The 23,465-nt window shown below is 36.5% G+C and carries 25 protein-coding genes; 17 read left to right on the top strand and 8 right to left on the bottom strand.

All coding sequences use genetic code 11. The features are described 5' to 3' along the window. Positions 1–42: 42 nt before the first annotated feature. Genes KKW16_RS04530 through KKW16_RS04515 form a run of 4 tightly spaced genes read right to left on the bottom strand, consistent with a single transcriptional unit; the run spans position 43 to position 3,086 of the window. A complete protein-coding gene (locus KKW16_RS04530) occupies positions 43–1,113 on the bottom strand; it encodes a chemotaxis protein (RefSeq protein ID WP_215767956.1) in 1,071 nt (356 codons plus the stop codon). 34 nt (positions 1,114–1,147) lie between these two features. Next, entirely contained in the window at positions 1,148–1,840 is a 693-nt protein-coding gene (locus KKW16_RS04525) for a YaaW family protein (protein WP_215767955.1), read from the bottom strand. Positions 1,841–1,863: 23 nt separating this feature from the next. Beyond that, the gene (locus KKW16_RS04520) at positions 1,864–2,187 is read right to left on the bottom strand and encodes a hypothetical protein (RefSeq protein ID WP_215767954.1); all 324 of its coding nucleotides are present in this window, start codon (positions 2,185–2,187) and stop codon (positions 1,864–1,866) included. A gap of 2 nt (positions 2,188–2,189) precedes the next feature. Then, positions 2,190–3,086, bottom strand: a complete 897-nt coding sequence (locus tag KKW16_RS04515; RefSeq protein WP_215767953.1) for a helix-turn-helix transcriptional regulator — start codon at positions 3,084–3,086, stop codon at positions 2,190–2,192. Between the two features lie 194 nt (positions 3,087–3,280). On the opposite strand from KKW16_RS04515, the gene KKW16_RS04510 reads away from it, so the two are divergent. The 6 genes from KKW16_RS04510 (at position 3,281) to KKW16_RS04485 (ending at position 8,265) form a co-directional block, all read left to right on the top strand. Then, positions 3,281–3,646, top strand: coding sequence for a helix-turn-helix domain-containing protein (locus KKW16_RS04510; RefSeq protein WP_139989751.1), 366 nt, complete (start codon positions 3,281–3,283; stop codon positions 3,644–3,646). A gap of 114 nt (positions 3,647–3,760) precedes the next feature. Further along, complete coding sequence (locus tag KKW16_RS04505; RefSeq protein WP_215768022.1) at positions 3,761–4,714, top strand: ABC transporter permease; 954 nt, start codon at positions 3,761–3,763, stop codon at positions 4,712–4,714. Continuing rightward, a complete protein-coding gene (locus KKW16_RS04500; RefSeq protein WP_215767952.1) occupies positions 4,707–5,666 on the top strand; it encodes an iron chelate uptake ABC transporter family permease subunit in 960 nt (319 codons plus the stop codon). The genes KKW16_RS04505 and KKW16_RS04500 overlap by 8 nt, the downstream gene beginning before the upstream one ends. Beyond that, positions 5,657–6,418, top strand: coding sequence for an iron ABC transporter ATP-binding protein (locus KKW16_RS04495; protein ID WP_215767951.1), 762 nt, complete (start codon positions 5,657–5,659; stop codon positions 6,416–6,418). The genes KKW16_RS04500 and KKW16_RS04495 overlap by 10 nt, the downstream gene beginning before the upstream one ends. Before the next feature lie 10 nt (positions 6,419–6,428). Then, on the top strand, positions 6,429–7,337 hold the full coding sequence (locus KKW16_RS04490; protein WP_215767950.1) for a siderophore ABC transporter substrate-binding protein: 909 nt from the start codon (positions 6,429–6,431) through the stop codon (positions 7,335–7,337). A gap of 46 nt (positions 7,338–7,383) precedes the next feature. After that, entirely contained in the window at positions 7,384–8,265 is an 882-nt protein-coding gene (locus KKW16_RS04485) for an alpha/beta hydrolase (protein WP_502793452.1), read from the top strand. 68 nt (positions 8,266–8,333) lie between these two features. Here KKW16_RS04485 and KKW16_RS04480 read toward each other — a convergent pair whose 3' ends face one another. Beyond that, positions 8,334–8,621: a YfcZ/YiiS family protein gene (locus KKW16_RS04480; protein WP_048952823.1), complete on the bottom strand. Its 288-nt coding sequence runs from the start codon at positions 8,619–8,621 to the stop codon at positions 8,334–8,336. A gap of 135 nt (positions 8,622–8,756) precedes the next feature. Between KKW16_RS04480 and KKW16_RS04475 the strand changes: the two genes are divergently transcribed. The 5 genes from KKW16_RS04475 (at position 8,757) to tsf (ending at position 13,380) form a co-directional block, all read left to right on the top strand. Beyond that, positions 8,757–10,196 carry an outer membrane protein transport protein gene (locus KKW16_RS04475; RefSeq protein ID WP_226385904.1) on the top strand — a complete coding sequence of 480 codons (1,440 nt, stop codon included), beginning with the start codon at positions 8,757–8,759 and terminating at the stop codon, positions 10,194–10,196. A gap of 75 nt (positions 10,197–10,271) precedes the next feature. Further along, positions 10,272–10,811: a methylated-DNA--[protein]-cysteine S-methyltransferase gene (locus KKW16_RS04470; protein WP_140586076.1), complete on the top strand. Its 540-nt coding sequence runs from the start codon at positions 10,272–10,274 to the stop codon at positions 10,809–10,811. Further along, the gene (mutH, locus tag KKW16_RS04465; protein ID WP_215767949.1) at positions 10,808–11,473 is read left to right on the top strand and encodes a DNA mismatch repair endonuclease MutH; all 666 of its coding nucleotides are present in this window, start codon (positions 10,808–10,810) and stop codon (positions 11,471–11,473) included. Before KKW16_RS04470 ends, mutH begins: the two co-directional genes overlap by 4 nt. Positions 11,474–11,672: 199 nt before the next feature. Continuing rightward, on the top strand, positions 11,673–12,395 hold the full coding sequence (rpsB, locus tag KKW16_RS04460) for a 30S ribosomal protein S2 (RefSeq protein ID WP_046949980.1): 723 nt from the start codon (positions 11,673–11,675) through the stop codon (positions 12,393–12,395). A gap of 133 nt (positions 12,396–12,528) precedes the next feature. Then, entirely contained in the window at positions 12,529–13,380 is an 852-nt protein-coding gene (gene tsf, locus KKW16_RS04455) for a translation elongation factor Ts (protein ID WP_005627519.1), read from the top strand. Positions 13,381–13,563: 183 nt separating this feature from the next. Here tsf and KKW16_RS04450 read toward each other — a convergent pair whose 3' ends face one another. Continuing rightward, a complete protein-coding gene (locus KKW16_RS04450; protein ID WP_215767948.1) occupies positions 13,564–15,132 on the bottom strand; it encodes a phosphoethanolamine transferase in 1,569 nt (522 codons plus the stop codon). Positions 15,133–15,347: 215 nt separating this feature from the next. Between KKW16_RS04450 and pyrH the strand changes: the two genes are divergently transcribed. From pyrH to KKW16_RS04425, 5 genes are all read left to right on the top strand, one after another. Then, positions 15,348–16,061 (top strand): UMP kinase, encoded by a 714-nt coding sequence (gene pyrH / locus KKW16_RS04445; RefSeq protein WP_048952828.1) that lies wholly within the window; start codon positions 15,348–15,350, stop codon positions 16,059–16,061. Between the two features lie 213 nt (positions 16,062–16,274). Beyond that, positions 16,275–17,222 (top strand): acetyl-CoA carboxylase carboxyl transferase subunit alpha, encoded by a 948-nt coding sequence (gene accA, locus KKW16_RS04440; RefSeq protein ID WP_053466344.1) that lies wholly within the window; start codon positions 16,275–16,277, stop codon positions 17,220–17,222. A gap of 73 nt (positions 17,223–17,295) precedes the next feature. Next, a complete protein-coding gene (pdxY, locus tag KKW16_RS04435; protein WP_215767947.1) occupies positions 17,296–18,162 on the top strand; it encodes a pyridoxal kinase in 867 nt (288 codons plus the stop codon). Beyond that, positions 18,162–19,445 carry a tRNA lysidine(34) synthetase TilS gene (tilS, locus tag KKW16_RS04430; protein ID WP_215767946.1) on the top strand — a complete coding sequence of 428 codons (1,284 nt, stop codon included), beginning with the start codon at positions 18,162–18,164 and terminating at the stop codon, positions 19,443–19,445. Before pdxY ends, tilS begins: the two co-directional genes overlap by 1 nt. A 95-nt stretch (positions 19,446–19,540) precedes the next feature. Then, the gene (locus tag KKW16_RS04425) at positions 19,541–20,158 is read left to right on the top strand and encodes a MarC family protein (RefSeq protein WP_215767945.1); all 618 of its coding nucleotides are present in this window, start codon (positions 19,541–19,543) and stop codon (positions 20,156–20,158) included. 67 nt (positions 20,159–20,225) lie between these two features. Here the strand turns inward: KKW16_RS04425 and znuB are convergent, their stop codons facing one another. After that, complete coding sequence (znuB, locus tag KKW16_RS04420; RefSeq protein ID WP_048952832.1) at positions 20,226–21,011, bottom strand: zinc ABC transporter permease subunit ZnuB; 786 nt, start codon at positions 21,009–21,011, stop codon at positions 20,226–20,228. Further along, a complete protein-coding gene (gene znuC, locus KKW16_RS04415) occupies positions 21,011–21,817 on the bottom strand; it encodes a zinc ABC transporter ATP-binding protein ZnuC (RefSeq protein WP_140535632.1) in 807 nt (268 codons plus the stop codon). Before znuC ends, znuB begins: the two co-directional genes overlap by 1 nt. A gap of 177 nt (positions 21,818–21,994) precedes the next feature. Between znuC and mepM the strand changes: the two genes are divergently transcribed. Continuing rightward, the gene (mepM, locus tag KKW16_RS04410) at positions 21,995–23,437 is read left to right on the top strand and encodes a murein DD-endopeptidase MepM (RefSeq protein WP_215767944.1); all 1,443 of its coding nucleotides are present in this window, start codon (positions 21,995–21,997) and stop codon (positions 23,435–23,437) included. Positions 23,438–23,465: the final 28 nt, after the last annotated feature.

Here is a 23,465-nt window from a genome sequence, read left to right as displayed (position 1 = left end):
CAGCTCCTACAAAAATGGCAGGGATCTCCTGCCATAATATTCTTAGTTGAATTTTTCAATATCTTTTAATGCCTTTTGAATATCAGATTCAATTTCTTCTTCATTAATGATTTGGTTACCATGCTCATCGACTTCAATTTGAACTGCTTTATCTTTTAAGATTAGGTTACCATTCTCATCTTTTTTCACTTTAAATAGTGGTGTATCTATAATATCAGCCAATATTGCAGCTATAAGATAGCCATTTTCTACTACATTGATAATCACAGGCTCTAATTTATTAATATCTTCACCATGACGAATGAAAAGATCCATTTTTTGTAGATCATTAAAGTATTGGTTAAATATTTTATAAATATCTTGTAAAGCATGTTGAATTTTTACAGAGTAAGAAGAAATTTTAAATAAGTGTTTTCTTGCTATTTCAAGTTTCTTTATTACTTCACTAGATTCTTTTCTAAAATCTTTTGCTTGTTCTAATTTTTTTTCTGCAAAATTGTCAAATGCAAAACCTGCAACGGCAACAACAGGTGCTGCAACAACCCCGCCTAAAACAGCCATTCCTCCAGCTATGCCAAATCCTCCAGCGGCGATTGCACCACCTCCAATAGCAGCCATTGTCGCGTTATAAGCAGCTGCTCCAGATAATAGTGCAATTGGTGTGCCTGTTGATGCGGCAGCTAATGCCATAACACCACCATATACAGCATAAGCTGCAGCTGCACCAGCTGCTCCAGCACCAACAACTTGACTCATATAGGTTGTGGCAGAAATTGAAACATCAGCTATTTGATTTAATTTGTGTTCTGGTACATTCACACGAATATCTTTGTTTGATGAATGTTCTAACTTTTTAATTAAATTTTCTGCAATTGTTTTAAACTCTGCAAAATCACTACCAATTTTTAGTTGTAAATTTCCAAGAATAGTTAGGTGTTCTTCGGTTTGTTTTTCTCTCTTGTCAAATTCATATTTAGCAATTTTATATTTTGCATCGGCTTCTTTTTCAATATCATCTGCAACTGATTTTTTTTGAAAACCGTCAACAGCTTTTTTGACACCAGCTCCAGCAACCAGAAGTGCTGCACCGCCAAGAATAAATGGTAAAGGCATACTTGCTCCTTATATAGTTAGTTGAGTTTATAAATTATCTGTATTTTTTGCGTAATACAGCAATTTGGATTACAGCAGGTACCGTAACACGTTTTGCAGCCCCGGCTAAATCAAAGGCTGTCCAAGCTCCAGTTAATGCCCAACCAATAGGTCCTGCAGCAACTCCAATTAAACGACTTAATAATAGGTTTCTTCCAATAGTCATTGGAATCACATTTATTAACATACGTTGTAGTACAAAATAAGGCATTTGCATGAGTGCATATTGTACTGCCGCAACAGTCGCTTGGTATGAGAGATTAGTTATAGGAATATCAACTGCATCTGCTAATTTTTTTAGATCTTCGTTAGAAAGTTCTTCAATTGCTTGCGTATACACTTTGTCTAGAAGATTTTTTTCAATTGCTGAAGTGCTAGATTTTTCATTGAAATTAACTTTTAAATCTTGGCAAACATCACAAAGAATTTCTTTATAAGTCACACCTTTGCCAAAGCGGAAAATTGTGGCAATAGTGTTTGCACCAAAAGTTTGAATTTCCGCTGCTATATCCTCCCAATATTTTTTGTGATCAGGTGAATAACGCATGTATTTCTTACTTTTGGTTAATTCTTCTGTATAACGAGTTTGTCCATCTTTATCCTTGATTAGAATTTCAACTAAAGGTTCTAAATCTTCATTAGAACATTTTGCTAAAAACTCAAGATCTTCATCTTTGCGATAAGCCATATGTTTTCCTTATATTGGTTAGGTTATTTTTTATACTTAACATTAATCCGATTATTCGCCAAATCTCGACTAATCTCATAATCTGGACTCCAAGTTAAAAGATTATGTGCCAAGATAAAGGCGGCAGATAAAATGCCATAGCGTTTATTTAGTACTGATGATAGTAAGCTTGTCATGCGTTTTTCTGTATAAATTCGGCATTTTAGGTTTTGTTTTTCGATATATTCTTCTAGTTCACCACAGATGGAAATCATATCGGTGAGTGATACTTGATAAATTTCAAAGCTAGCACGTTGATTTATTAAATTTTGGTAATAAGTGCGGTAATTATTTGCTGTGATTTCCATCGTTAAGCTCCAATATTTGCCATATAGTCTTTCAACTTAACAATCATTCGTTCTTGCAAATCATTCGGGCTGACGATAGTTAAAAATGGAATCCAATATTGCACCAATGGAATAATTTCTAACTCGTGAATGTTTTTGCAAGAGAGTAGAAGCTCGCCATTTTCTAATTTTCGGATGGTTTCTTGGTTCGGTAGCAAATTACGTCGAGTGAAATAATGGGCAACGGAAGCATCTACTTTGATCACAACTTCACTAATTTGATTGCCGTGAGAAATGCTGTCGCTTTTTTGAATTTCTGAGAGAAATTGTTCATCAGGTTTGAATGTCTTATCTGTTATTTTTAAAAAATGGATTTGAGTAAAGCAAAAGGTTTTTTGTTTTCCCTTTTCAAGGCCGATGAGATACCAAACCCCATTTTTATTTAACAATACATAGGGCTCAATTTCACGATTTGAGGCACTTTGGGTGCCGAGTTTTTGATAGGTGAATTGCACAATGAAATGTTTTTCAATTGCATTTTGAAGTTGTTTAAATTCTTGTTGGCGATGCTGAATTGTTTCGTAATGTAATCCTTTAACGGCAATACTTTCATTTAAACTATGTTGAAAAAATTCACGATCTATTTTAGGGAAAAGATCTTGCACACTAGCGAAATGGGCAAATCGTTCAATATCTTCTTTAGTGAATACACCGAGTTGGGCGCGGTTTAAACGATAAAAGCGCGGTCCATTTTGTTCCCAATTTAGAAAAACAAGCCGCTCATTTAGATCTTTTTGTAAGGTGCGAATGCCGATAGAAAAGCGTTCTGCTAGTTCATTAATATCAATTTGCCCTGTGGTATTCAATTCCACCAAAATAGAAGCTAAACGTTCAGCGAGTTTTTCGTGTTTTCTTAACATGGTTCTTCCTTCAGCAACAAGATAATGGCTTATGTTATAGACTTTGTTTGTAAGGTTGGTTCGGGCAAAAAATTATTTTATAAAATAGTAATTATTCTAAGTGTTTTGTTCTTAATTACAAGAATTTAATTCTCTTTTTATTGAAAGGTGAATGCCTATACTCATTCCATTAAAAATGAAATGAAGAATATGGTGTGAAAGAAAAAATTGAGATAAATAAGCGAGTTGGTGCCACGATTGCTAAATATCGTAAGGTATCGGGGTTATCTCAGGCGCAGGTAGCGGAATTATTAGGATTGAGCAATGATGCTATTTCGCGTATGGAGCGAGGCACTATTGCCTTAAATGTTGAGCGTTTATATGAGTTTGCACAGCTTTTTCAATGTCGAGTATCCGATTTAATTACGGATAGTCAGCTACAACCGACAGAACAGGTTTATCAGTTGGATCGATTGTTTAATCAACTAAATAGTGTTGAAAGGGATAAATTAATTTCGTTAATTGAGCAAATAATCGAATGGAAAAATAGTGGAAAAAACTACCGCACTTTTAGCGGCTGAAGTGATGCATTATCATGATCTGAAAAGATGAACTACACACGTATTTAATTTAAATTTCTTTTAATCATTCAATATGCTATCCTCTTATAATCAATAATTATTCTCATTATAATGATGTTTAAACGGCGATATTGGATTTTTCTGCTTATTTTGCTTTCGGTTATTTCACTTTTTCTTGGGGTAAGTTCCGTCACTATGAGGGGCTTATTCAATTTGGAAGATAGTCAATGGCAAATATTTCTAGATAGTCGAGTGCCTCGTTTAGTAAGTATTTTGATTGCTGGTGCTTCTTTAAGTATTTGTGGGTTGGTGATGCAGCAATTAAGTAGAAACCGCTTCGTTTCTCCCACAACTGCAGGCACAATGGATAGTGCGCGTCTTGGCATTTTATTGGCCATTCTCTTTTTTCCAGGTGCATCAATGCTTTTAAAAACAGCTATTGCTGTGCTTGTTTCTTTTATTGGATCGCTATTATTTATGAGCATTCTTTCCCGTTTAAAGTTTAAAGATACTATTTTTGTGCCATTGGTGGGAATGATGTTTGGCAATGTGATCAGTTCAATCACAGCATTTATTGCATATCAACAAGATTTATTGCAAAACCTTTCTGGTTGGCTTCAAGGGGACTTTTCACTAGTGATGAGCGGGCGCTATGAATTGCTTTATTTTAGCCTGCCGATGCTGATTATTTCTTATTTATTTGCACAGCGTTTTTCGATTGTAGGAATGGGAAAAGATTTCGCTACTAATCTTGGGCTAAATTATAACCAAGTGCTTTATATAGGTTTACTTATTGTATCAACAGTTTCATCGATTATTATTGTTTCTGTTGGGGTAATTCCTTTTCTGGGTCTTATCATTCCAAATTTAGTTGCACTATATTTGGGCGATAATCTCAAAAAAATTCTTTCTCACACCGCACTTTTAGGTGCCGTTTTTGTATTGTTTTGCGATATTTTGGGGCGTTGTTTGATTTATCCTTATGAAATTTCTATTAATGCAGTAGTTGGTGTGATGGGGAGCGGTATTTTCTTGTATTTTTTATTGAAAAGGTACCGTCATGCGTAAATCATCCTTACTTCGTATTGCGATTTTAGGCATATTCGCACTTGTTAGTATTGCATTATTTCTTGGGTATCATTTACCAAATCGTTGGCAATATGCTTTAAATAATCGGGCATTAACGATATCCGCTATTGTGATAACTGGCATTGCTATTGCCCTTGCGACGATGCTATTTCAAACAGTAGTGAATAATCGTATTCTCACGCCAAGTATTTTAGGGCTAGATTCATTGTATTTATTGATTCAAACTGGAATTTTATTTTTATTTGGTTCAAAGACATTGTTGTCTATCAATCCTTTTGCCCTATTTCTTATGAGTACAGGTGTAATGATTGGTTTTATGCTTGTGCTCTATCATTTCTTATTTAAAAGAGAATCACAAAATATTTTCTTTTTATTGCTCGTTGGTATTGTTTTTGGCACTTTTTTCGGTAGCTTAACTACCTTTATGGAGGTGTTGATTGATCCAAATGAGTTTCAAATTTCGCAAGATTTTGGTTTTGCGAGTTTTAATCGGATTAATACTAAGATTCTTTGGCTGGCGTTAGCGATGTTAGTGACGGTGATTTTATATAGCCTACGTTACTGGAAGTATCTTGATGTGTTGGCATTAGGGCGAGAACAGGCACTGAATCTAGGTGTGGATTATCAACATATGGTTAAAAAATTGTTGATTATTGTAGCTATTTTAACATCTGTCTCGACCGCTCTTGTCGGCCCCTTAGTTTTTTTAGGGCTTCTTGTGATGAATATTACCTTTGAATTTATGCAGGATTATCGCCATAAACTCTTGATTCCTGCCGCGATGTTACTTGCTGTATTTACGTTAGTTTGTGGGCAATTTTTATTGACACAGGTCTTTACATTCAGCACGCCGCTAAGCGTTATCATTAATTTTGTAGGCGGATTATATTTTCTTTCTTTGTTATTAAGAGCAAATAAAAAATGGCAATAGAAATTAAGCATATTTGTAAATCTTATGGCGAAAAAAAAGTGGTGGATGATGTTTCACTCGTGATCCCAACAGGAAAAATCACTTCATTTATTGGGCCAAATGGGGCGGGGAAAAGTACCGTACTGGGTATTATCAGCCGTTTATTAATAGCTGATAGTGGCGAAGTCTATTTGAATCATTTGCCATTAAAAGAACAAAAAAACACTGATATTGCGCGTAAAATGGCGATATTAAAACAATCGAATCACGTTAATCTACGAATTACGGTGGAAGAATTAGTGGCGTTTGGTCGTTTTCCTTACTCGAAAGGAAACCTAACAGAAATTGACCGCACTTTTATTGATAATGCCATTAAATATATGAACTTAGATGATATTCGTGAGCAATATATTGAAAACCTGAGTGGGGGACAGCGACAACGGGCTTATATTGCCATGACACTAGCACAAGATACTGATTATATTTTGCTTGATGAACCACTGAATAATTTAGATATGAAACATTCGGTACAAATTATGCAAGTATTGAGAAAGCTTGTGACGGAACTGAACAAAACAGTAGTCATTGTGATTCATGATATTAATTTCGCCTCTTGCTATTCTGATTATATGGTTGCGATGAAGCGAGGGAAGCTGGTCGCTCAAGGCTCAGTAGATGAGATAATGCAATCAGAGGTGTTGCTAAATATTTATGATATGGAAATTCCAATTCAAAAAATTAACCGACAAAAAATTGCCGTGTATTTTAAATAGGAGATCCTTTATGAAAACATTAAAAAAATTAACCGCACTTAGCTTTGTTTTGTTTGCTTCTACGATGGCAAATGCGCAGGATATTATTGTTAAAAATGCAGCAGGAGAACAAACCGTGCCGCAAAATCCACAAAAAGTAGTTGTGTTAGATTTTGGTGTGGCTGATACCCTACGAGCATTAGGAGAAACTGATAAAATAGTGGGTTTCCCTAAAGCAGGACATATTCCAACTTATTTAGATGAGTTTAAACAAGATAAATTTAAAGATGTTGGTTCATTACCTGAGCCAGCATTTGAGTCGATTAATGAACTGAATCCTGACCTGATTATTGCCGCACCGCGTCAACAAAAATTATTGGATAAATTGAAAGAAATTGCGCCCGTGTTCTATGTGGAAAATGATTACTCGAATTATTATTCAAGCTTCCAAGAAAATGTTACTGCATTAGGTAAAATCTTTAATAAAGAAGCACTAGCAAAAGCAAAATTAGATGCTTTAGATGCTAAAGTGTCACAAGTTGCGAATGAGACGAAAGGAAAGACTGCCTTACTTGTGTTAGTGAATGAAAGTAAAATTAGTACTTTTGGTGATAATTCTCGTTATAGTATGGTCTTCCAGAAATTTGGTTTTAAACCTGCTGATCCCAATATTAAATCATCGACACATGGTATGAGTGTTGGATTTGAGTATCTTTTAGAAAAAAATCCAGATTATTTGCTTGTGGTAGATCGTACGGCAGCGGTGACAGATAAAGTCAATAATGCACAAAAGGTATTAGATAATGCCATTGTTCAACAGACTAATGCTTATAAAAATAAGCACATCATATATTTAGATGCGGCGAATTGGTATTTGGCGTTTGGTGGACTAGAATCAATGGAAGTGATTGCCGCAGAACTTGAGAAAGCCATAAAATAATTTTGACTATATCATCGGCCGTAGTAATACGGTCGATATTTTAATAATGAAACGAATCTTCTTAACTCTTTTGACATGTATTGGTGCGTTATTGAGTGTTTTTTATACGCCCATGATTCTTGCTACTCCTGATTTTATCATTCCTAAAATTAACGAAAATATGAATACACTTTATAAAATTCATCAAAAAGACCTTCTTTTTGAAAGTAAGACATATCGTTTATTTATTGCGGAACCTAAGGCTAACAATAAACCATTATCAGTGCTTTATATGCTTGATGGTAATGCACAATTTCCCATTGCGGTTAATACGGCGGATCCCACTCAAGAGTTACCGCTTATTGTCGGAATTGGTTATGTGTCAGAGAATGCCTATGCCATAGCAGAACGTCAACGGGATTATACTTTTCCAGTGAATGGGGAGGATTTTAAAAATGGTGGAGGGGCTTCAGATTTTCTACGTTTTATCCAAACCCAAGTTAAACCAGAAATTGAACAGCAATACCATATTAATCCAGAGAAACAGTTTTTCTTCGGGCATTCATTTGGTGGCCTATTCGGATTATATGTATTATTTCACCAGCCTGATTTATTTCAATATTACACATTAGCAAGTCCATCACTTTGGTGGGGGAATGGTTCATTTTTACCACAAACAATGCCTTGGATTAAGTCAAGTCCTAAGCATATATTGATCACTTTAGGTGAGTATGAAGAATATCCTGAGCGAGATCCCAAGCTTACATCAGAACAACTTAAACGTATTGAACAGCGTAAGAAAATGCGACCATTTAATGCGCCAAAATTGGCAGAGAAATTAGTACAGCAAGGTTATCCTGTGATATTTCGATGGATTTCTCATAAAAATCATGGGGATTCAATTGAGGATGCAATAAAACAAATGATGGAAGATTTACAATCAAAATAGGAAGAAGAAATTAACCGCACTTTAAAAAGTGCGATTAATTTTTTGAGTATTTAGTGTGTTATTAAATACTAACGATTCGCCAGTTCAAAAATCATCGCTTCTGCTTGGCAACTAAAAGTGAAAGAGGCATTTAATTGAACGCCGTTTTCAACTGCCACGATTTCGCTTTTAATTTCACAAGGATCGCTTTCTGTATCGCGAGCTTTCTTTGTTAATCGTTCAAAGGCTGCATTGGCATCAGCTTCAGTACTATAAAATTGATGTACTTCTACAGTGCAGTCAGAACCATCAATAATTGTGCCCACATCAACGCAGCTACAGGTTAAGGATTCTTCTGCTTTACATTTTACGGTCATTTTCTTTTCCTTATATGAATTTTCGTATATTTTATCATTTTTCTCATGAATGACAAAAATTGAACAAAATAGCCCATTAAATGCAAAAAGTTCCCGATAACTGGTCGGAACTCTAATAAAAACAAGGAAATGGATTTGCACTCAATAGATTCGGGTTTTAGAATCGCCCAGATTTTTATTTATAACAAAGGTTTCCAAATGAAAAAATTTAATCAATCTGTCTTAGCAACCGCAATGTTATTCGCTGCTGGTGGGGTAAATGCTGCAGCATTCCAATTGGCTGAAGTATCGACTTCAGGTCTTGGTCGTGCATATGCGGGTGAAGCGGCGATTGCGGATAATGCCTCTGTCGTGGCAACTAACCCAGCGTTGATGAGTTTATTTAAAACGAATCAATTTTCTGTGGGTGGCGTTTATGTTGATTCTAAGATTAATATGAGTGGTAATACCGATATTACTGCGTTAGGTAGAAATGTGGGCGCTCGTTTACCAAGCACTTCAACTAATCTTCATCAAAAAAATGTAGTTCCAGGTTCTCTTGTACCAAATATGTATTTTGTTGCACCGGTTAATGACAAAGTAGCGATTGGTGCAGGCATGAATGTGAATTTTGGTTTGAAAAGTGAGTATGATAACAAATATAACGGCGGTGTGTTTGGCGGCACAACAGATTTAACGGCGTTAAATTTAAACCTAAGCGGTTCTTATCGTATTACTGAAGGATTTAGTGCTGGTTTAGGCTTGAATGCGATTTATGCTCAAGCAAAAATTGAGCGTAGAGCTGGTGCTCTGGCTGATGCGGCTCAATATGTTGGTCATGCTGTACGCGCAGGAGCTATACAATTACCTCCTACAGCTGGTCCATTATTGGCTTCATTAAGTCGCGTTCAGAAAGATACTATTCTAACTCAATTACAAGACAAAGCAGCTTGGGCTTTTGCTTGGAATGCCGGTGTAATGTATCAATTTAATGAAAATCATCGAATTGGTTTAGCTTACCATTCTAAAGTAGATATTGATTTTACAGATCATACAGCAACTAGTTTACAAGCTCATCGTATTGGGCAAGAAGGTGGTTTAAAGCTTAATTTGCCTGATTACTTAGAGTTTTCAGGATTCCACCAATTAACTGAAAAATTTGCTATGCACTATAGTTATAAATATTCTCATTGGAGCCGTTTGAAAAACTTATATGCAACTTATCATGCTGATGGTGTAGAGGCATTTCATAAGAAAATGTACTACAGAAATAGTTCGCGTGTAGCATTAGGTGGAACTTATAATGTAGATGACAAATTAACTTTACGCGCAGGTATTGCTTATGATCAAGCTGCAGCAACTGAACATGCTAGTGCGGCAATTCCTGATACAGATCGTACTTGGTATAGCGTAGGTGCTACATATAAATTTACTCCAAATCTTTCAGTTGATTTAGGCTATGCTTATTTGAAAGGTAAAAAAGTTCATTTCAAAGAAGAGCAACGTATTAGTAATGGTGCGGTGGTTGTTACAGGCAATTACAGCTCTAAAGCAAGTGCTAACCTTTACGGTTTAAACTTAAATTATAGTTTCTAATCCGTTAAAAAATTTAGCATAATAAAGCACACTTCCACACGAAGTGTGCTTTTCTTTTATAAAATAAGGCGAAAAATGACCGCACTTTATTACACTTATTATCCTTCACCCGTCGGGCGGCTTTTGATTTTATCTGATGGTGAAAGTATTACACATATTGATTTTGAAAAAGAGCAATATGAGCCTAATCCCAAATGGCACAAGCAAGATGAATTGCCTGTTTTTCAAAAAGTGCGGTTGGCTTTTGAACGATATTTTAATGGGGAAGTTGAGCGTTTTTCAGACATTCCCTTAAAACCTGAAGGTACAGCGTTTCAACAAGCCATTTGGCAAGCTTTGCGCGAAATTGATTATGGCGAACTTTCAACTTATGGAGAGCTGGCGTTACGGATTAATAACCCGAAGGCTGTTCGTGCTGTGGGAGGCGCAGTAGGGAGTAATCCGATTAGTATTATTATTCCTTGTCATCGTATTTTAGGTAAAGATCGTACTTTAACTGGTTTTGGTGGCGGCTTAGAGGCAAAACGTTTTTTATTACAGCTAGAGAAAATTCCCTATATTGATAAAGGCACAGAAAATACTAAGCCTCGCTTTTTTAAGAAATATCACGAATGATTCCACAAACCGTTGAACAATTACTTTCCCAAGCGCAATCAATTGCAGGCTTAACTTTTGGAGAGTTAGCTGATGAGCTGCATATCCCTGTCCCGCCAGATTTAAAACGTGATAAAGGCTGGGTAGGAATGTTATTAGAGCGCGCTTTGGGCGCAACAGCAGGGAGCAAAGCTGAACAGGATTTTTCTCATTTAGGTGTTGAACTTAAAACGTTACCGATTAATGCGGAGGGTTATCCTCTTGAAACGACCTTTGTGAGCCTTGCTCCATTGGTACAAAATTCAGGGGTTAAATGGGAAAATTCTCACGTTCGTCACAAACTTTCTTGTGTACTTTGGATGCCTATTGAAGGCAGCCGTCATATTCCATTACGTGAACGCCATATCGGTGCACCAATTTTATGGAAGCCAACTGCTGAGCAAGAACGTCAATTAAAACAAGATTGGGAAGAATTGATGGATTTAATTGTACTTGGCAAATTGGATCAAATAACGGCTCGAATTGGTGAAGTGATGCAACTTCGCCCGAAGGGAGCAAATAGTCGGTCGATAACGAAAGGTATTGGGCGAAATGGTGAAGTGATAGAAACTTTACCTTTAGGATTTTATTTAAGAAAAGCATTCACAGCGGGTATTTTAAGCGATTTTTTATTAAATCATTAGGCTTACTAAAGTCGCCTAAATGCCAAAATTAACTAGCATTCTACTGTACTTTATGATATAAATCGCACCGCTGTTTTTGCCTTTCAAAAGCAGCTTTTTAATTACTAACAACACACACATATCAACAAGGCTTAATCGGGGTGCCAAACGGTCGATTAGCTGATATGTGGAGGCTCAACCCCAACAAAAGGAAAATATTATGGCACAAGTTTCAATGCGCGACATGATCAACGCGGGCGTACATTTCGGACACCAAACTCGTTACTGGAACCCACAAATGAAACCTTTCATTTTCGGTGCTCGTAACGGTGTTCATATCATCAATCTTGAAAAAACTTTACCTTTATTCAACGAAGCTTTAGCGGAATTAACTCGCATTGCTAGCAACAACGGTAAAGTATTATTCGTTGGTACAAAACGTGCAGCGTCTGAAGCAGTTCAAGCAGCAGCATTAGATTGTCAGCAATATTACGTAAACCACCGTTGGTTAGGTGGTATGTTGACTAACTGGAAAACCGTTCGTCAATCAATTAAGCGTTTAAAAGATTTAGAAACCCAATCTCAAGACGGTACTTTTGACAAATTAACCAAAAAAGAAGCGTTAATGCGTACCCGTGAGATGGAAAAACTTGAATTAAGCCTTGGCGGTATCAAAGATATGGGCGGCTTACCAGATGCGTTATTCGTTATCGGTGCAGACCACGAACATATCGCAGTTAAAGAAGCAAACAACCTAGGTATTCCTGTGTTTGCTATCGTTGATACTAACTCAACTCCAGCTGGTGTAGATTTCGTTATCCCTGGTAACGATGATGCGACTCGTGCTATCCAACTTTACGTTTCTGCAGCTGCAGCAGCGGTTAAAGAAGGTCGTGGTAACGAAGCTCAAGTTGCTGAAGAATTAGCAGCTGACGCAGAATAATTTAAGTTTTGCAATAAGGCGAAGCCCTTAATAATCAAACGATTAATTGGCATAGGGGCTAAAATTTAGCCCCTATATTTTTATCTAAAAGTGCGGTCAAAATAAACCGCATTTTCGACAGAGGATTTTAAAAATGGCTGAAATCACAGCATCATTAGTAAAAGAACTTCGTGAACGTACCGGTGCCGGTATGATGGAATGTAAAAAAGCATTAGTTGAAGCAAACGGCGATATCGAGTTAGCAATCGACAATATGCGTAAATCTGGTCAAGCTAAAGCAGCTAAAAAAGCAGGCCGTGTTGCAGCTGAAGGTGTTATCCTTGCTCGTGTAGAAAATGGTTTCGGTGTATTAGTTGAAATGAACTGTGAAACTGACTTCGTAGCAAAAGATGCTGGTTTCTTAGGTTTAGCAAACGAAGTGGCTGATTTCGCAGCAGCAAACAAAGGCACAACTATCGAAGCATTACAAGCACAATTCGAAGAAAAACGTGCTGCATTAGTAGCTAAAATCGGTGAGAACATGAACATCCGTCGTGTTGCTTACTTAGATGGTCAAGTAATTGCTCAATACTTACACGGCGCGAAAATCGGTGTATTAGTTGCAGGTCAAGGTTCTGCAGATGAACTTAAAAAAGTAGCAATGCACGTAGCGGCATCTAAACCAGAATTCGTAAATCCAGAAGATGTATCAGCAGAAGTAGTTGAACACGAACGCCAAATCCAAATCGACATCGCAGTTAACTCTGGCAAACCAAAAGAAATCGCAGAGAAAATGGTTGAAGGTCGTATGAAGAAATTCACTGGTGAAGTTTCATTAACAGGACAACCATTTGTAATGGATCCTTCTGTATCTGTAGGAGACTTCTTAAAATCAGTAAACACTTCTGTTTCTAACTTCATCCGTTTAGAAGTTGGTGAAGGTATCGAGAAAAAAGAAGAAGATTTTGCAGCTGAAGTTGCAAAAATCACTGGCGGTAACGCATAATTTATTTTCATATTGCATGTTGAAAAGCGGACATTATGTCCGCTTTTTTATATAGAGAAAAAGGTTATAAAAGTTATTCTTATTTGTTCTCACAAGCGAGTTTTGTATTTTTAGTAAAGAAAAATCCTCTTGAGAGGAAAGTTTTTATGTCTATCCAGTCAAAAGGATTTAAGTATATTGATATTACTGAGCATTAATGTTTGGGCGAATATCTATTGCTGGGTCATCATCTTTCCGATATTTCTCGTTAATTCGTTTTTGTAAACCAAAATCATCCTTATCGCTTTCATTAGAAAATAAGTCTTCCTCATGATTCAATTTTGGATTTTTAATTCCTGCCCAATGTGCAATGCCTTCGAGGAAATTTAGTCCAGATTTGAAAACCTTGTATTCTTTACGTTCAGTATCGTCAGAAGATACTTTAAACAATGGAATATTGTGATGTTCACGGCTGAAACAATTTTGGTTAAACAACAAAATATTTTGTTTTTCATCTTGTTGGTGGCATAAACCATGATCAGAGAAATAAATCATAGAGAAGGTGCGGTGATTTTTTAGATTGTTTTCTTTCAGTTGCTCATATACGCGTTTTAAAAATTCATCAGTTTTTTTAATTGAGGAGATATAACAATTTAAGTAGCCATATTTAGGCGCAATCTTATTATCATCAAAGATTTTTGGGTAATCCTCTACGCGATCGCATGCTAATGGGTGTGACCCATAGATATGGAGTACGATAAAACGTTTTCCCTGAATAGGGTTTTCTAACACTTTGGCAAATTTTGGTAATAAATCAAAATCGCTGAAGTTGGTTGAATTAAAGCTTCCTCCTTTTTTTAAAAATATCGTTTCATCTGCTTTTGAGGCCAGTGATGAAACGGGGGTATCGAATTCCCCTAACATACCTTGATTTGAAAGCCAGTATGTTTTAATTCCTGCTGATTTTACTAAATCAATAAGACTTAAATTATAATTTGGTTCCCATTTTTCTTTGTTTGGTAAGGTTAGCATGAGACGAAGTGATGATACGGTATTGGTTCCGGCAGAACGAAAACCATCAATTAATATGCCTTTTGAATTTGACATAAAAGGGGTATTTTCAATTGGATACCCATAAGCATGATGATAATCTTTACGGGCACTTTCACCTAATACAATGACGTAATCATCATAAGGAGAATTTTCCAAAGTAGATTTTCCCCAATCATCTGATTGAGACATTTTTTTGAGTTTTTGCACCTCATCAAGAATTTTGACAGTGGAATCAATGGTTTCTTTTAATGGGGCTGAAATAGGTAAATGATAAGCAAAGAGTAAGGTAGTAAAAACAATAAAGGTTTTATTTTGATAAAATTTTATGTCAAATTTGACCGCACTTTTATATTGCACAAAGATAAGAATAGGAATAGAAAAAGCAATTAAATAGCTACTTATAGGAATCTGTAAGAGAAATTCTTTAGTTTCTAACATATCTGTGGCAAAAAGAGAGGCGATATATTGATAACTTGGTGCACCAAAATTTAACCCTGTAGGCGTGTAAATTGCATGAAGTAATGAAAGAGGAAGTAAAATAAAATAGAATGTTTTTTTACTGCTACTAAGTAAAATAATGACTGCTGCCGTTAGTAAAATGAGCGTCAAATTTGGTTGGTTAAACATGCCTGAACCAATCAAAATAAAATAGCCCGCAAGTAATGCGCAAATGAGTATAAAAAGTGCGGGAAAAACTAGCCATGTTTTTTTAGTGTTCATAATTACCTTCTGTTAAAAGAAAAGTGTAGGGTTTGTTGGTATATCAAAACTATTTGTATTGGTTGCTTGAAATAGCCCTATCGTAAATATTTTAGATTAGACTTATGCGCTCAATATTATCCACCTTTTACACATAAATTCCATCTTAAACTTCTTCACTCTTGCTAGGTTATTTTATAAAATAAGCCGATTTTTAAAGCCAAAGGGAAAAAATAATGAGCCAACCAATTTACAAACGTATTTTATTAAAATTAAGTGGTGAAGCATTACAAGGGGAAGAAGGTTTTGGCATTGATCCATCAATTCTTGATCGTATGGCATTAGAGATTAAAGAGCTTGTAGAAATGGGGGTTGAAGTCGGTGTTGTCCTTGGTGGCGGAAATTTATTTCGTGGCGCGAAATTAGCAAAAGCGGGAATGAATCGAGTTGTAGGCGATCATATGGGAATGCTTGCTACTGTAATGAATGGTTTAGCAATGCGTGATTCGTTATTTCGTGCGGATGTAAATGCGAAATTAATGTCTGCATTTCAGTTAAATGGAATTTGCGACACTTACAATTGGTCTGAGGCGATCAAAATGTTACGCGAGAAACGAGTTGTGATTTTCTCTGCAGGGACTGGAAGCCCATTCTTTACAACCGATTCTGCTGCTTGTTTACGTGGTATTGAAATTGAAGCAGACGTGGTATTAAAAGCAACAAAAGTCGATGGGGTTTATGATTGTGATCCAGCAAAAAATGCTGATGCAAAACTTTATAAGCAACTAAGTTATGCAGAGGTTATTGATAAAGAATTACAAGTGATGGATTTAGCGGCATTTACACTTGCACGAGATCATCATATGCCGATTCGAGTGTTCAATATGGGAAAACCGGGTGCATTACGTCGTGTTGTAATGGGAACGGAAGAAGGAACAATCATTTCTTAATCATTTAAAAAGATAGAATATAGCTTCATATAAAAATGGTATATGCGTATAAGCAATACCATTTTTGCTTTTTAATGTGTGGTCATAGATCTGTTTTTTCCCCCTATTATTTTCTCCGCTACTTATCTCCCCCAACCAGTGAAAACCATTTGCGCCACAGTTTAATTCTTGATAAAGTGCGGTCGATTTTTACGGTCTTTTTAGGATAAGAAAATGAGCCAAGAATATTTAGATTTTGAATTGCCGATTGCTGAATTAGAAGCAAAAATTGAAGCATTACGCGCAGCATCGGATGATAAAGTTGATTTAACTGATGAAATCAAACGCTTACAAAAGAAAAGTAACGAACTCACTAAAAAAACCTTTGCTAACCTCGATGCTTGGCAAGTTTCACGTATGGCGCGTCATCCAAACCGCCCTTATACATTAGATTATATCGAACATATTTTTACTGAATTTGAAGAACTTGCAGGCGATCGTGCATTTGCTAATGATAAAGCGATCGTTGGCGGTCTTGCACGTTTAGATGGTCGCCCAGTGATGGTGATTGGTCATCAAAAAGGCCGTTCCGTAAAAGAAAAAGTACAACGCAATTTTGGTATGCCAGCACCTGAAGGCTATCGTAAAGCTTTACGTTTAATGGAAATGGCTGAACGTTTTAAATTGCCAATTATCACATTTATTGACACACCAGGAGCTTATCCAGGTATTGGCGCAGAAGAACGTGGTCAAGCGGAAGCTATTGCTCGCAATTTACGTGAAATGGCACAGCTTACCGTTCCCGTTATTTGTACCGTTATCGGTGAAGGCGGTTCTGGCGGTGCGTTAGCTATTGGCGTCGGCGATAAAGTTAATATGTTACAGTATTCGACCTATTCTGTTATTTCTCCAGAAGGCTGTGCTTCTATTCTTTGGAAAAGTGCAGAAAAAGCATCAACAGCAGCTGAAGTAATGGGATTAACTGCAAGCCGTTTAAAAGAATTAAATCTTATAGACAGCATTGTGCAAGAACCTTTAGGCGGCGCACATCGTAATTATGCAAAAATGGCTGAAAACTTAAAACTTCGTTTAAAAGAAGATTTAGCAGAGCTTGATGAACTAAGCAAAGAAGAATTATTAAATCGACGTTATGAACGTTTAATGTCTTACGGTTATTGCTAACTAACATTCTAAAAGAGCGGTGATTTTTGCCGCTCTTTTTTGATCTAAATATAATAACAAAGGAGCAAACACAATGAAAAACGTACTTTCAATCCAATCCCATGTGGTCTATGGTTTTGCGGGTAACAAATCCGCGACTTTTCCAATGCAGTTGTTAGGCGTAGATGTATGGGCATTAAATACCGTTCAATTTTCCAATCACACGCAATACGGAAAATGGACAGGCATGGTAATTCCACAAGAACAAATCCGAGAAATTGTGACCGGACTCGATAATATTGAAAAATTACAAGAATGTGACGCCTTGTTATCGGGTTATTTAGGTTCTGCGGAACAAGTTGATCAAATTCTTTTTGCCTTAGAACAAATCAAACAGCGTAATCCAAATGCACTTTATTTATGTGACCCAGTGATGCCACATCCGAAAAAAATCTGCGTTGTTGCCAATGGTGTTCGCGAGGCTCTTATTGAAAAAACCATTCCAGTGGCGGATATTATGACGCCAAACTTACATGAATTGCGTCAGCTCACTGAATTCCCAATTAATACCTTTGATGATGTGTTAAAAGCAGTGAATGCGTTGATTGCAAAAGGTGTGAAGAAAGTTCTCGTTAAACATTTAGGAAGTGCGGGTAAAATCAACGATCCTGATACATTTGAAATTATTATGGCAACCCCAGAGGGCGTTTGGCATTTAAGCCGTCCACTTTATCAATTCAACTTTGAACCAGTGGGCGTGGGCGATTTAATCGCTGGGACATTCTTAGCAAATTTACTCAATGGCAAATCTGATGTTGAAGCCTTTGAAGCGATGAATAACGAAGTAGCAGGCGTAATGAAAACCACCTTTGAACTAGGTTCTTACGAATTACAACCGATTGCCGCACGTTTTGAAATCCTCAATCCAAGCAGCAATTATAAAGCCGAAAAAGTTGTCTAATGGACTTACTTTCAAACATTGAAAAACAACTCAAACAAACCTCTGCTCAAGGATTTCTTATCGCCTTGAGTGGTGGTTTGGATTCCACTGTACTTCTTTTTTTATTTGCAAAACTTCGTCAAAAACAAGCGTACTTGCAAACTTTATCTTTACGAGCAATTCATATTCATCACGGATTAAGCCAAAATGCAGATAATTGGGTCAAACACTGCCAAAACTTATGCGATCAATTTCAAATTCCTTTGATTATCGAGCGAGTACAAGTAGATAAAACCAATGGCATTGAGGCTGGAGCTCGTGAAGCACGCTATCAAGCCATAAAAAAACACCTTCAAACACAAGAAATGCTGGTTACAGCGCATCATCTAAACGATCAAACAGAAACGTTTTTCTTAGCGTTAAAACGTGGCAGTGGGCTACAAGGTTTAGGCGCCATGCAACAACAAAGTGTATTATTCGGCATGCCAGTTTTACGTCCTTTGTTAGGCTTTACTCGCCCACAGTTAGAGGATTATGCGCAACAAGAAAAGCTCAACTGGGTTATAGATGAAAGTAATGAGGATAATCGATACGATCGTAATTTTTTGCGCAATGAAATTTTGCCTGAATTACGTGAACGCTGGGCTCATTTTGATTTAGCTGTACAGCGTTCTGCTCAACATTGTTTTGAGCAACAACAGTTAATTAATGATTTATTGGGTAAAGCCTTTGCAGAACATTGCAAAATTAAAAACCAATTTAAACTGCTCAAATTTCGCCAATATTCACCGGCAAAACAGACCGCACTTTTGCGTATGTGGCTTGCCGAAAATCAACTTGAAATGCCAAGTAAACGCCAGCTTACACAACTTATTAATAATGTTATTTTAGCAAGGGAAGATGCGAATCCTCAATTTCAGCTTGTAAATAAAGTCATTCGACGTTATCAGGACAGTTTATATTTAACTAAGCCGTTTTCTGATCTAACCAAATGCTGCCTAAAATTAGAAAAAAGCACGTTAAGTTTACCTGATAATTTAGGCAATCTCACAGTTCAAGAAAATGAACACAATCTGATTTTCTACTGGCAGGATTACTCTGTTACGCTAGAAAAAACGGACTTACCTATTTCTATCCGCTTTGGCTATTCGGGTAAAGTTAAACATCATCCGAAACGCCCAAGAGAAGATATAAAAAAAATCTGGCAATCACTTGATATTCCCCCTTGGCAGAGAAATCGAATTCCACTTATTTTTTATGGTGATGAATTAAAAAGTGCGGTAGGTTTTTTTCTGTGTTTTTAAATCAAATGAAAAATAATAGAAAACCAACCGCACTTTATGTCATTTTTTTGCTAGAATCAGAAACTATGGTTTTTAGTGATAAATAAGGAACGTAAATGTTTGATTCTCTTGTTGTTCAGTTTGTCGTGTTATGGGCTGTGATTGATCCTATCGGTTCCATTCCTGTTTATCTTTCGAAAACGATTGGTTTTTCATTAGATGAACGTAGGAAAATTGCGCGTAATGCGGTGATTATTTCAGCCGGTATTTTGCTTTTCTTTTTGATTGGTGGACAAATTCTTTTTGATGCGATGAAGGTGCCTTTACCTGCATTCCAAATTGCGGGTGGTTTAGTGCTTTTTTTATTTGCTTTAAGTATGATTTTTGGTGAAAGTAAGCCAGAACAAGAAATAAAGATGAAGGTGAATATTACGGAAATTGCGGTTTATCCTCTTGCGGTTCCCTCTATTGCTTCTCCTGGTGCAATGATGGCCATTGTACTTTTAACCGATAACCATCGTTTTAATTTTACAGAACAATTTATTACGGCGGGAATTATGTTAGCAGTATTATTAATCACTTATTTATTATTACTTGGTGCAAATCGCATTCAACATTTTATTGGTAATGCAGGGGCTGCAATTATTAGTCGTGTGATGGGATTAATTTTAGCAACAGTTGCCGTGAATAATGTGTTAATTGGTTTAAAAGATTTTTTTGTACAAATAGCATAGATAACAATTTTATTTCATAATTTTAGGACAGACACCGAATTTGGTGTCTGTCTTTTTTTATTATGTTTTATAAGCGTTCTTTTTTAATCAAGGATAATACAAATAAAAATGCAGAACATATTACAACAGAAGGACCTGCTGCAGTATCGTAAAATACTGAGAGTATTAAACCACCGATAATGGAAAGCATACTGATTATGGTGGCATAACACACCATTGATTCAGGGGTTCGTGCAAAACGACGTGCGGTAGCGGCAGGGATAATCAAGAGTGATGTAATGATTAATGCACCAACAAATTTCATACTAAGTGCGATTGTCAGTGCGGTTAAAATCATTAAAACAAAGCGCATTTTTTTTATATTGATACCTTCTACTTGGGCAAGTTCAGGTGATACGGTTGTAGAAAGTAAGTCATGCCAAAAATATACTAAGGCCGCCAGTACAATGATAACACCTATACCAATATAAATAAGATCGGTATAGTTAATTGCTAGTAAATCACCAAATAAATAACTCATTAAATCAACACGAACATTTTTTAATAATCCAACTGTTACCACCCCAAGAGATAAACAGCTGTGAGCAATAATTCCAAGTAATGTATCAATAGAAAATTGTGTATTGCTTTCTAACCATACCATTGCAATGGCGAGAATGAGGGTAAGTATAATGATTGCGATATAGGGATTTACTTGAAAGAAAATACCTAAGGCCACGCCAAATAATGCGGAGTGAGATAGCGTATCACCAAAGTAAGCCATTTTCCGCCATACCACGAAAACACCGAGTGGGGCAGTAATAAGTGAAAGTAAAATGCCTGTTAGAAAAGCAGGAAATAAAATTTCAAACATTATTTATCCTTATTTTGACAATGCACTGCTGATGAATTACAACCGCACACATCACCGTGTAAGGTGTGGTGATGATTGTGATGATGGGTATAAAAGCCGACATTTTGTGCGAGCTGATTTCCCCATAAACGCATAAATGTTGGATCATTTGAGAGGACATCGGGCGTACCTGCACAGCAAATATGTTGGTTAATACACAATACTTCTTTACTATCCGCCATCACAATGTGTAAATCGTGTGATACCATCAATACGGCACAATTTAATTTTTGTTGGGTCTGATGAATTAGCTGATAAAGCTCAGCTTGACCAGTAATGTCTACACCTTGGGTGGGTTCGTCTAGTACAAGTAAATTCGGTTTATTTAAAATTGCACGTGCTAATAATACGCGTTGCATTTCACCGCCAGAAAGTTTTTGCATATTACTTTTGCGTAAATGTGAAATCGAAAGTTGCTCAAGTGCGGTGGATATTTCTTGTGTTTTAAGACCTTTTTTTAGCGAAAGAAATCGCTCAACCGTAATCGGCAAACTATGATCCAAATGAATTTTTTGTGGCACATAGCCAATGCGAACATTTTTACTGTAAATCACTTCACCGGAAGTGGGTGTTTGTAGTTTTAATAAGGTTTTTAATAACGTTGATTTACCACCACCATTTGGCCCAACAATAGTGATAATAGAATTTGGATAGATATTTAAATTGATATTTTGTAATGCTGTTTTTTGTGAAAAAACGACACTAATATTTTTTAGCTGAATTAATGGGGATAAATCAGGTTGACTGTGAATAGCTGTTATATTCATAAAATCGCCGCGCTTTTGAGATTAGCTGGTCAAAATAGCGCATTTTGATCGATTCCTCAAGAACTTATGCTTTATGATGAATATTTAGGCGTTTGATTGAGACTTTTTCAGGTAAAATGAATTTTCTTTTTAATTTGCAGTCTGAGTGCTGAAAACTTTTTAATTTTAGGAAATCCTGTGCAACACGTAAAATTAGCTCGAGATAGACGGAAAAAGCGTTCTCGCATTAAAGCGGGCGTTTTTTTTATTGCTATTTTGCTGATTTTTACTGGGATTTTACTTACGCTTAAAGATAATGTTGAACACCATTCTGAATCCAGTCAAATGATGCCAGCTGTTGTTGATGGTGTGGCATATCAATCTTTGAACTCATCGCCTAAGGATGAGACGATTACAACGCATCCAGTTTCTCATGATGAAGCAACCTCTTATGATGATGAATTACAGGCTCATGATGATGAGGTTGAAGAAGTAAAACCATTCTTAGATGATTTGGATGATCTTCCACAAAATGCCCAAGATGCACTAAGTGGTTTATTAGATGCAGCTGATCAGGCTATTCGAATCACCGATCAATTTAGCCATACCGTTACAAGTGGTGATACTTTAAAAGATGTACTTGAACTTTCTGGTTTGGAAGATGATACAGCAAAGCGCTTAATTGACACGGATTCTCAATTGGCTCATTTAAATGCAGGCCAACAAATTTATTGGATTTTAGATAAAAATGATAATTTAGAATACTTAAATTGGCTTGTTTCAGAAAAAGAAGAGCGAGTTTATGAGCGTTTAGAAAATGGAACGTTTAAACGTCAAGTTATTGAGAAGAAAAGTGTTTGGCGGAAAGAAGTATTAAAAGGTGAGATTAATGGTACTTTTGCCGCAAGTTTGAAAGTTCAAGGATTGGATAATCGCCAGATTAATCAACTAACAACTGCACTTCAATGGCAAGTGAGTATTCAGAAATTGAAAAAAGGAACTAAATTTGCAATTTTAGTTTCTCGTGAATATTTAGGTGATAAATTAACTGGACAAGGTAATGTTGAAGCGCTGCACCTTTCATTTGAAGGTAAGAGTTATTATGCTGTGCAAGCAACAAATGGCCGTTATTATAGCCAGCAAGGGGAGACTCTAGGCAAAGGTTTTGCTCGTTATCCATTGCAACGTCAAGCGCGGGTTTCTTCACCATTTAATCCGAATCGTCGTCATCCGGTAACTGGACGTATAAGACCACATAAAGGGGTGGATTTCTCTGTTCCACAAGGCACACCGATTATCGCCCCTGCAGATGGCGTAGTTGAAAAAGTAGCTTATCAAGCTGGTGGTGCTGGTCGTTATATTGTCGTTCGACATGGTCGAGAATATCAAACGGTTTACATGCATTTAAGCAAGCCACTTGTGCGTGCAGGACAAGAAATCAAAAAAGGGGAAAGAATAGCACTTTCAGGTAACACTGGCATTTCAACAGGCCCACATTTGCATTATGAATTTCATATTAATGGGCGAGCAGTTAATCCGTTGACGATTAAATTGCCAGGCACAAGTAGTGGAATGGGCACTGCTGAACGGAAACAATTCCTTGTTCGTGCACGTGAAGCAGAGCGAATGTTAAAATTATAGTCACATAAAGTGCGGTCAAGATTGGCCG

Source organism: Haemophilus sp. SZY H8 (assembly GCF_018829755.1).
Lineage (GTDB): Bacteria > Pseudomonadota > Gammaproteobacteria > Enterobacterales > Pasteurellaceae > Haemophilus > Haemophilus haemolyticus_K.
This window is presented reverse-complemented; position numbering and strand designations above follow the sequence as displayed.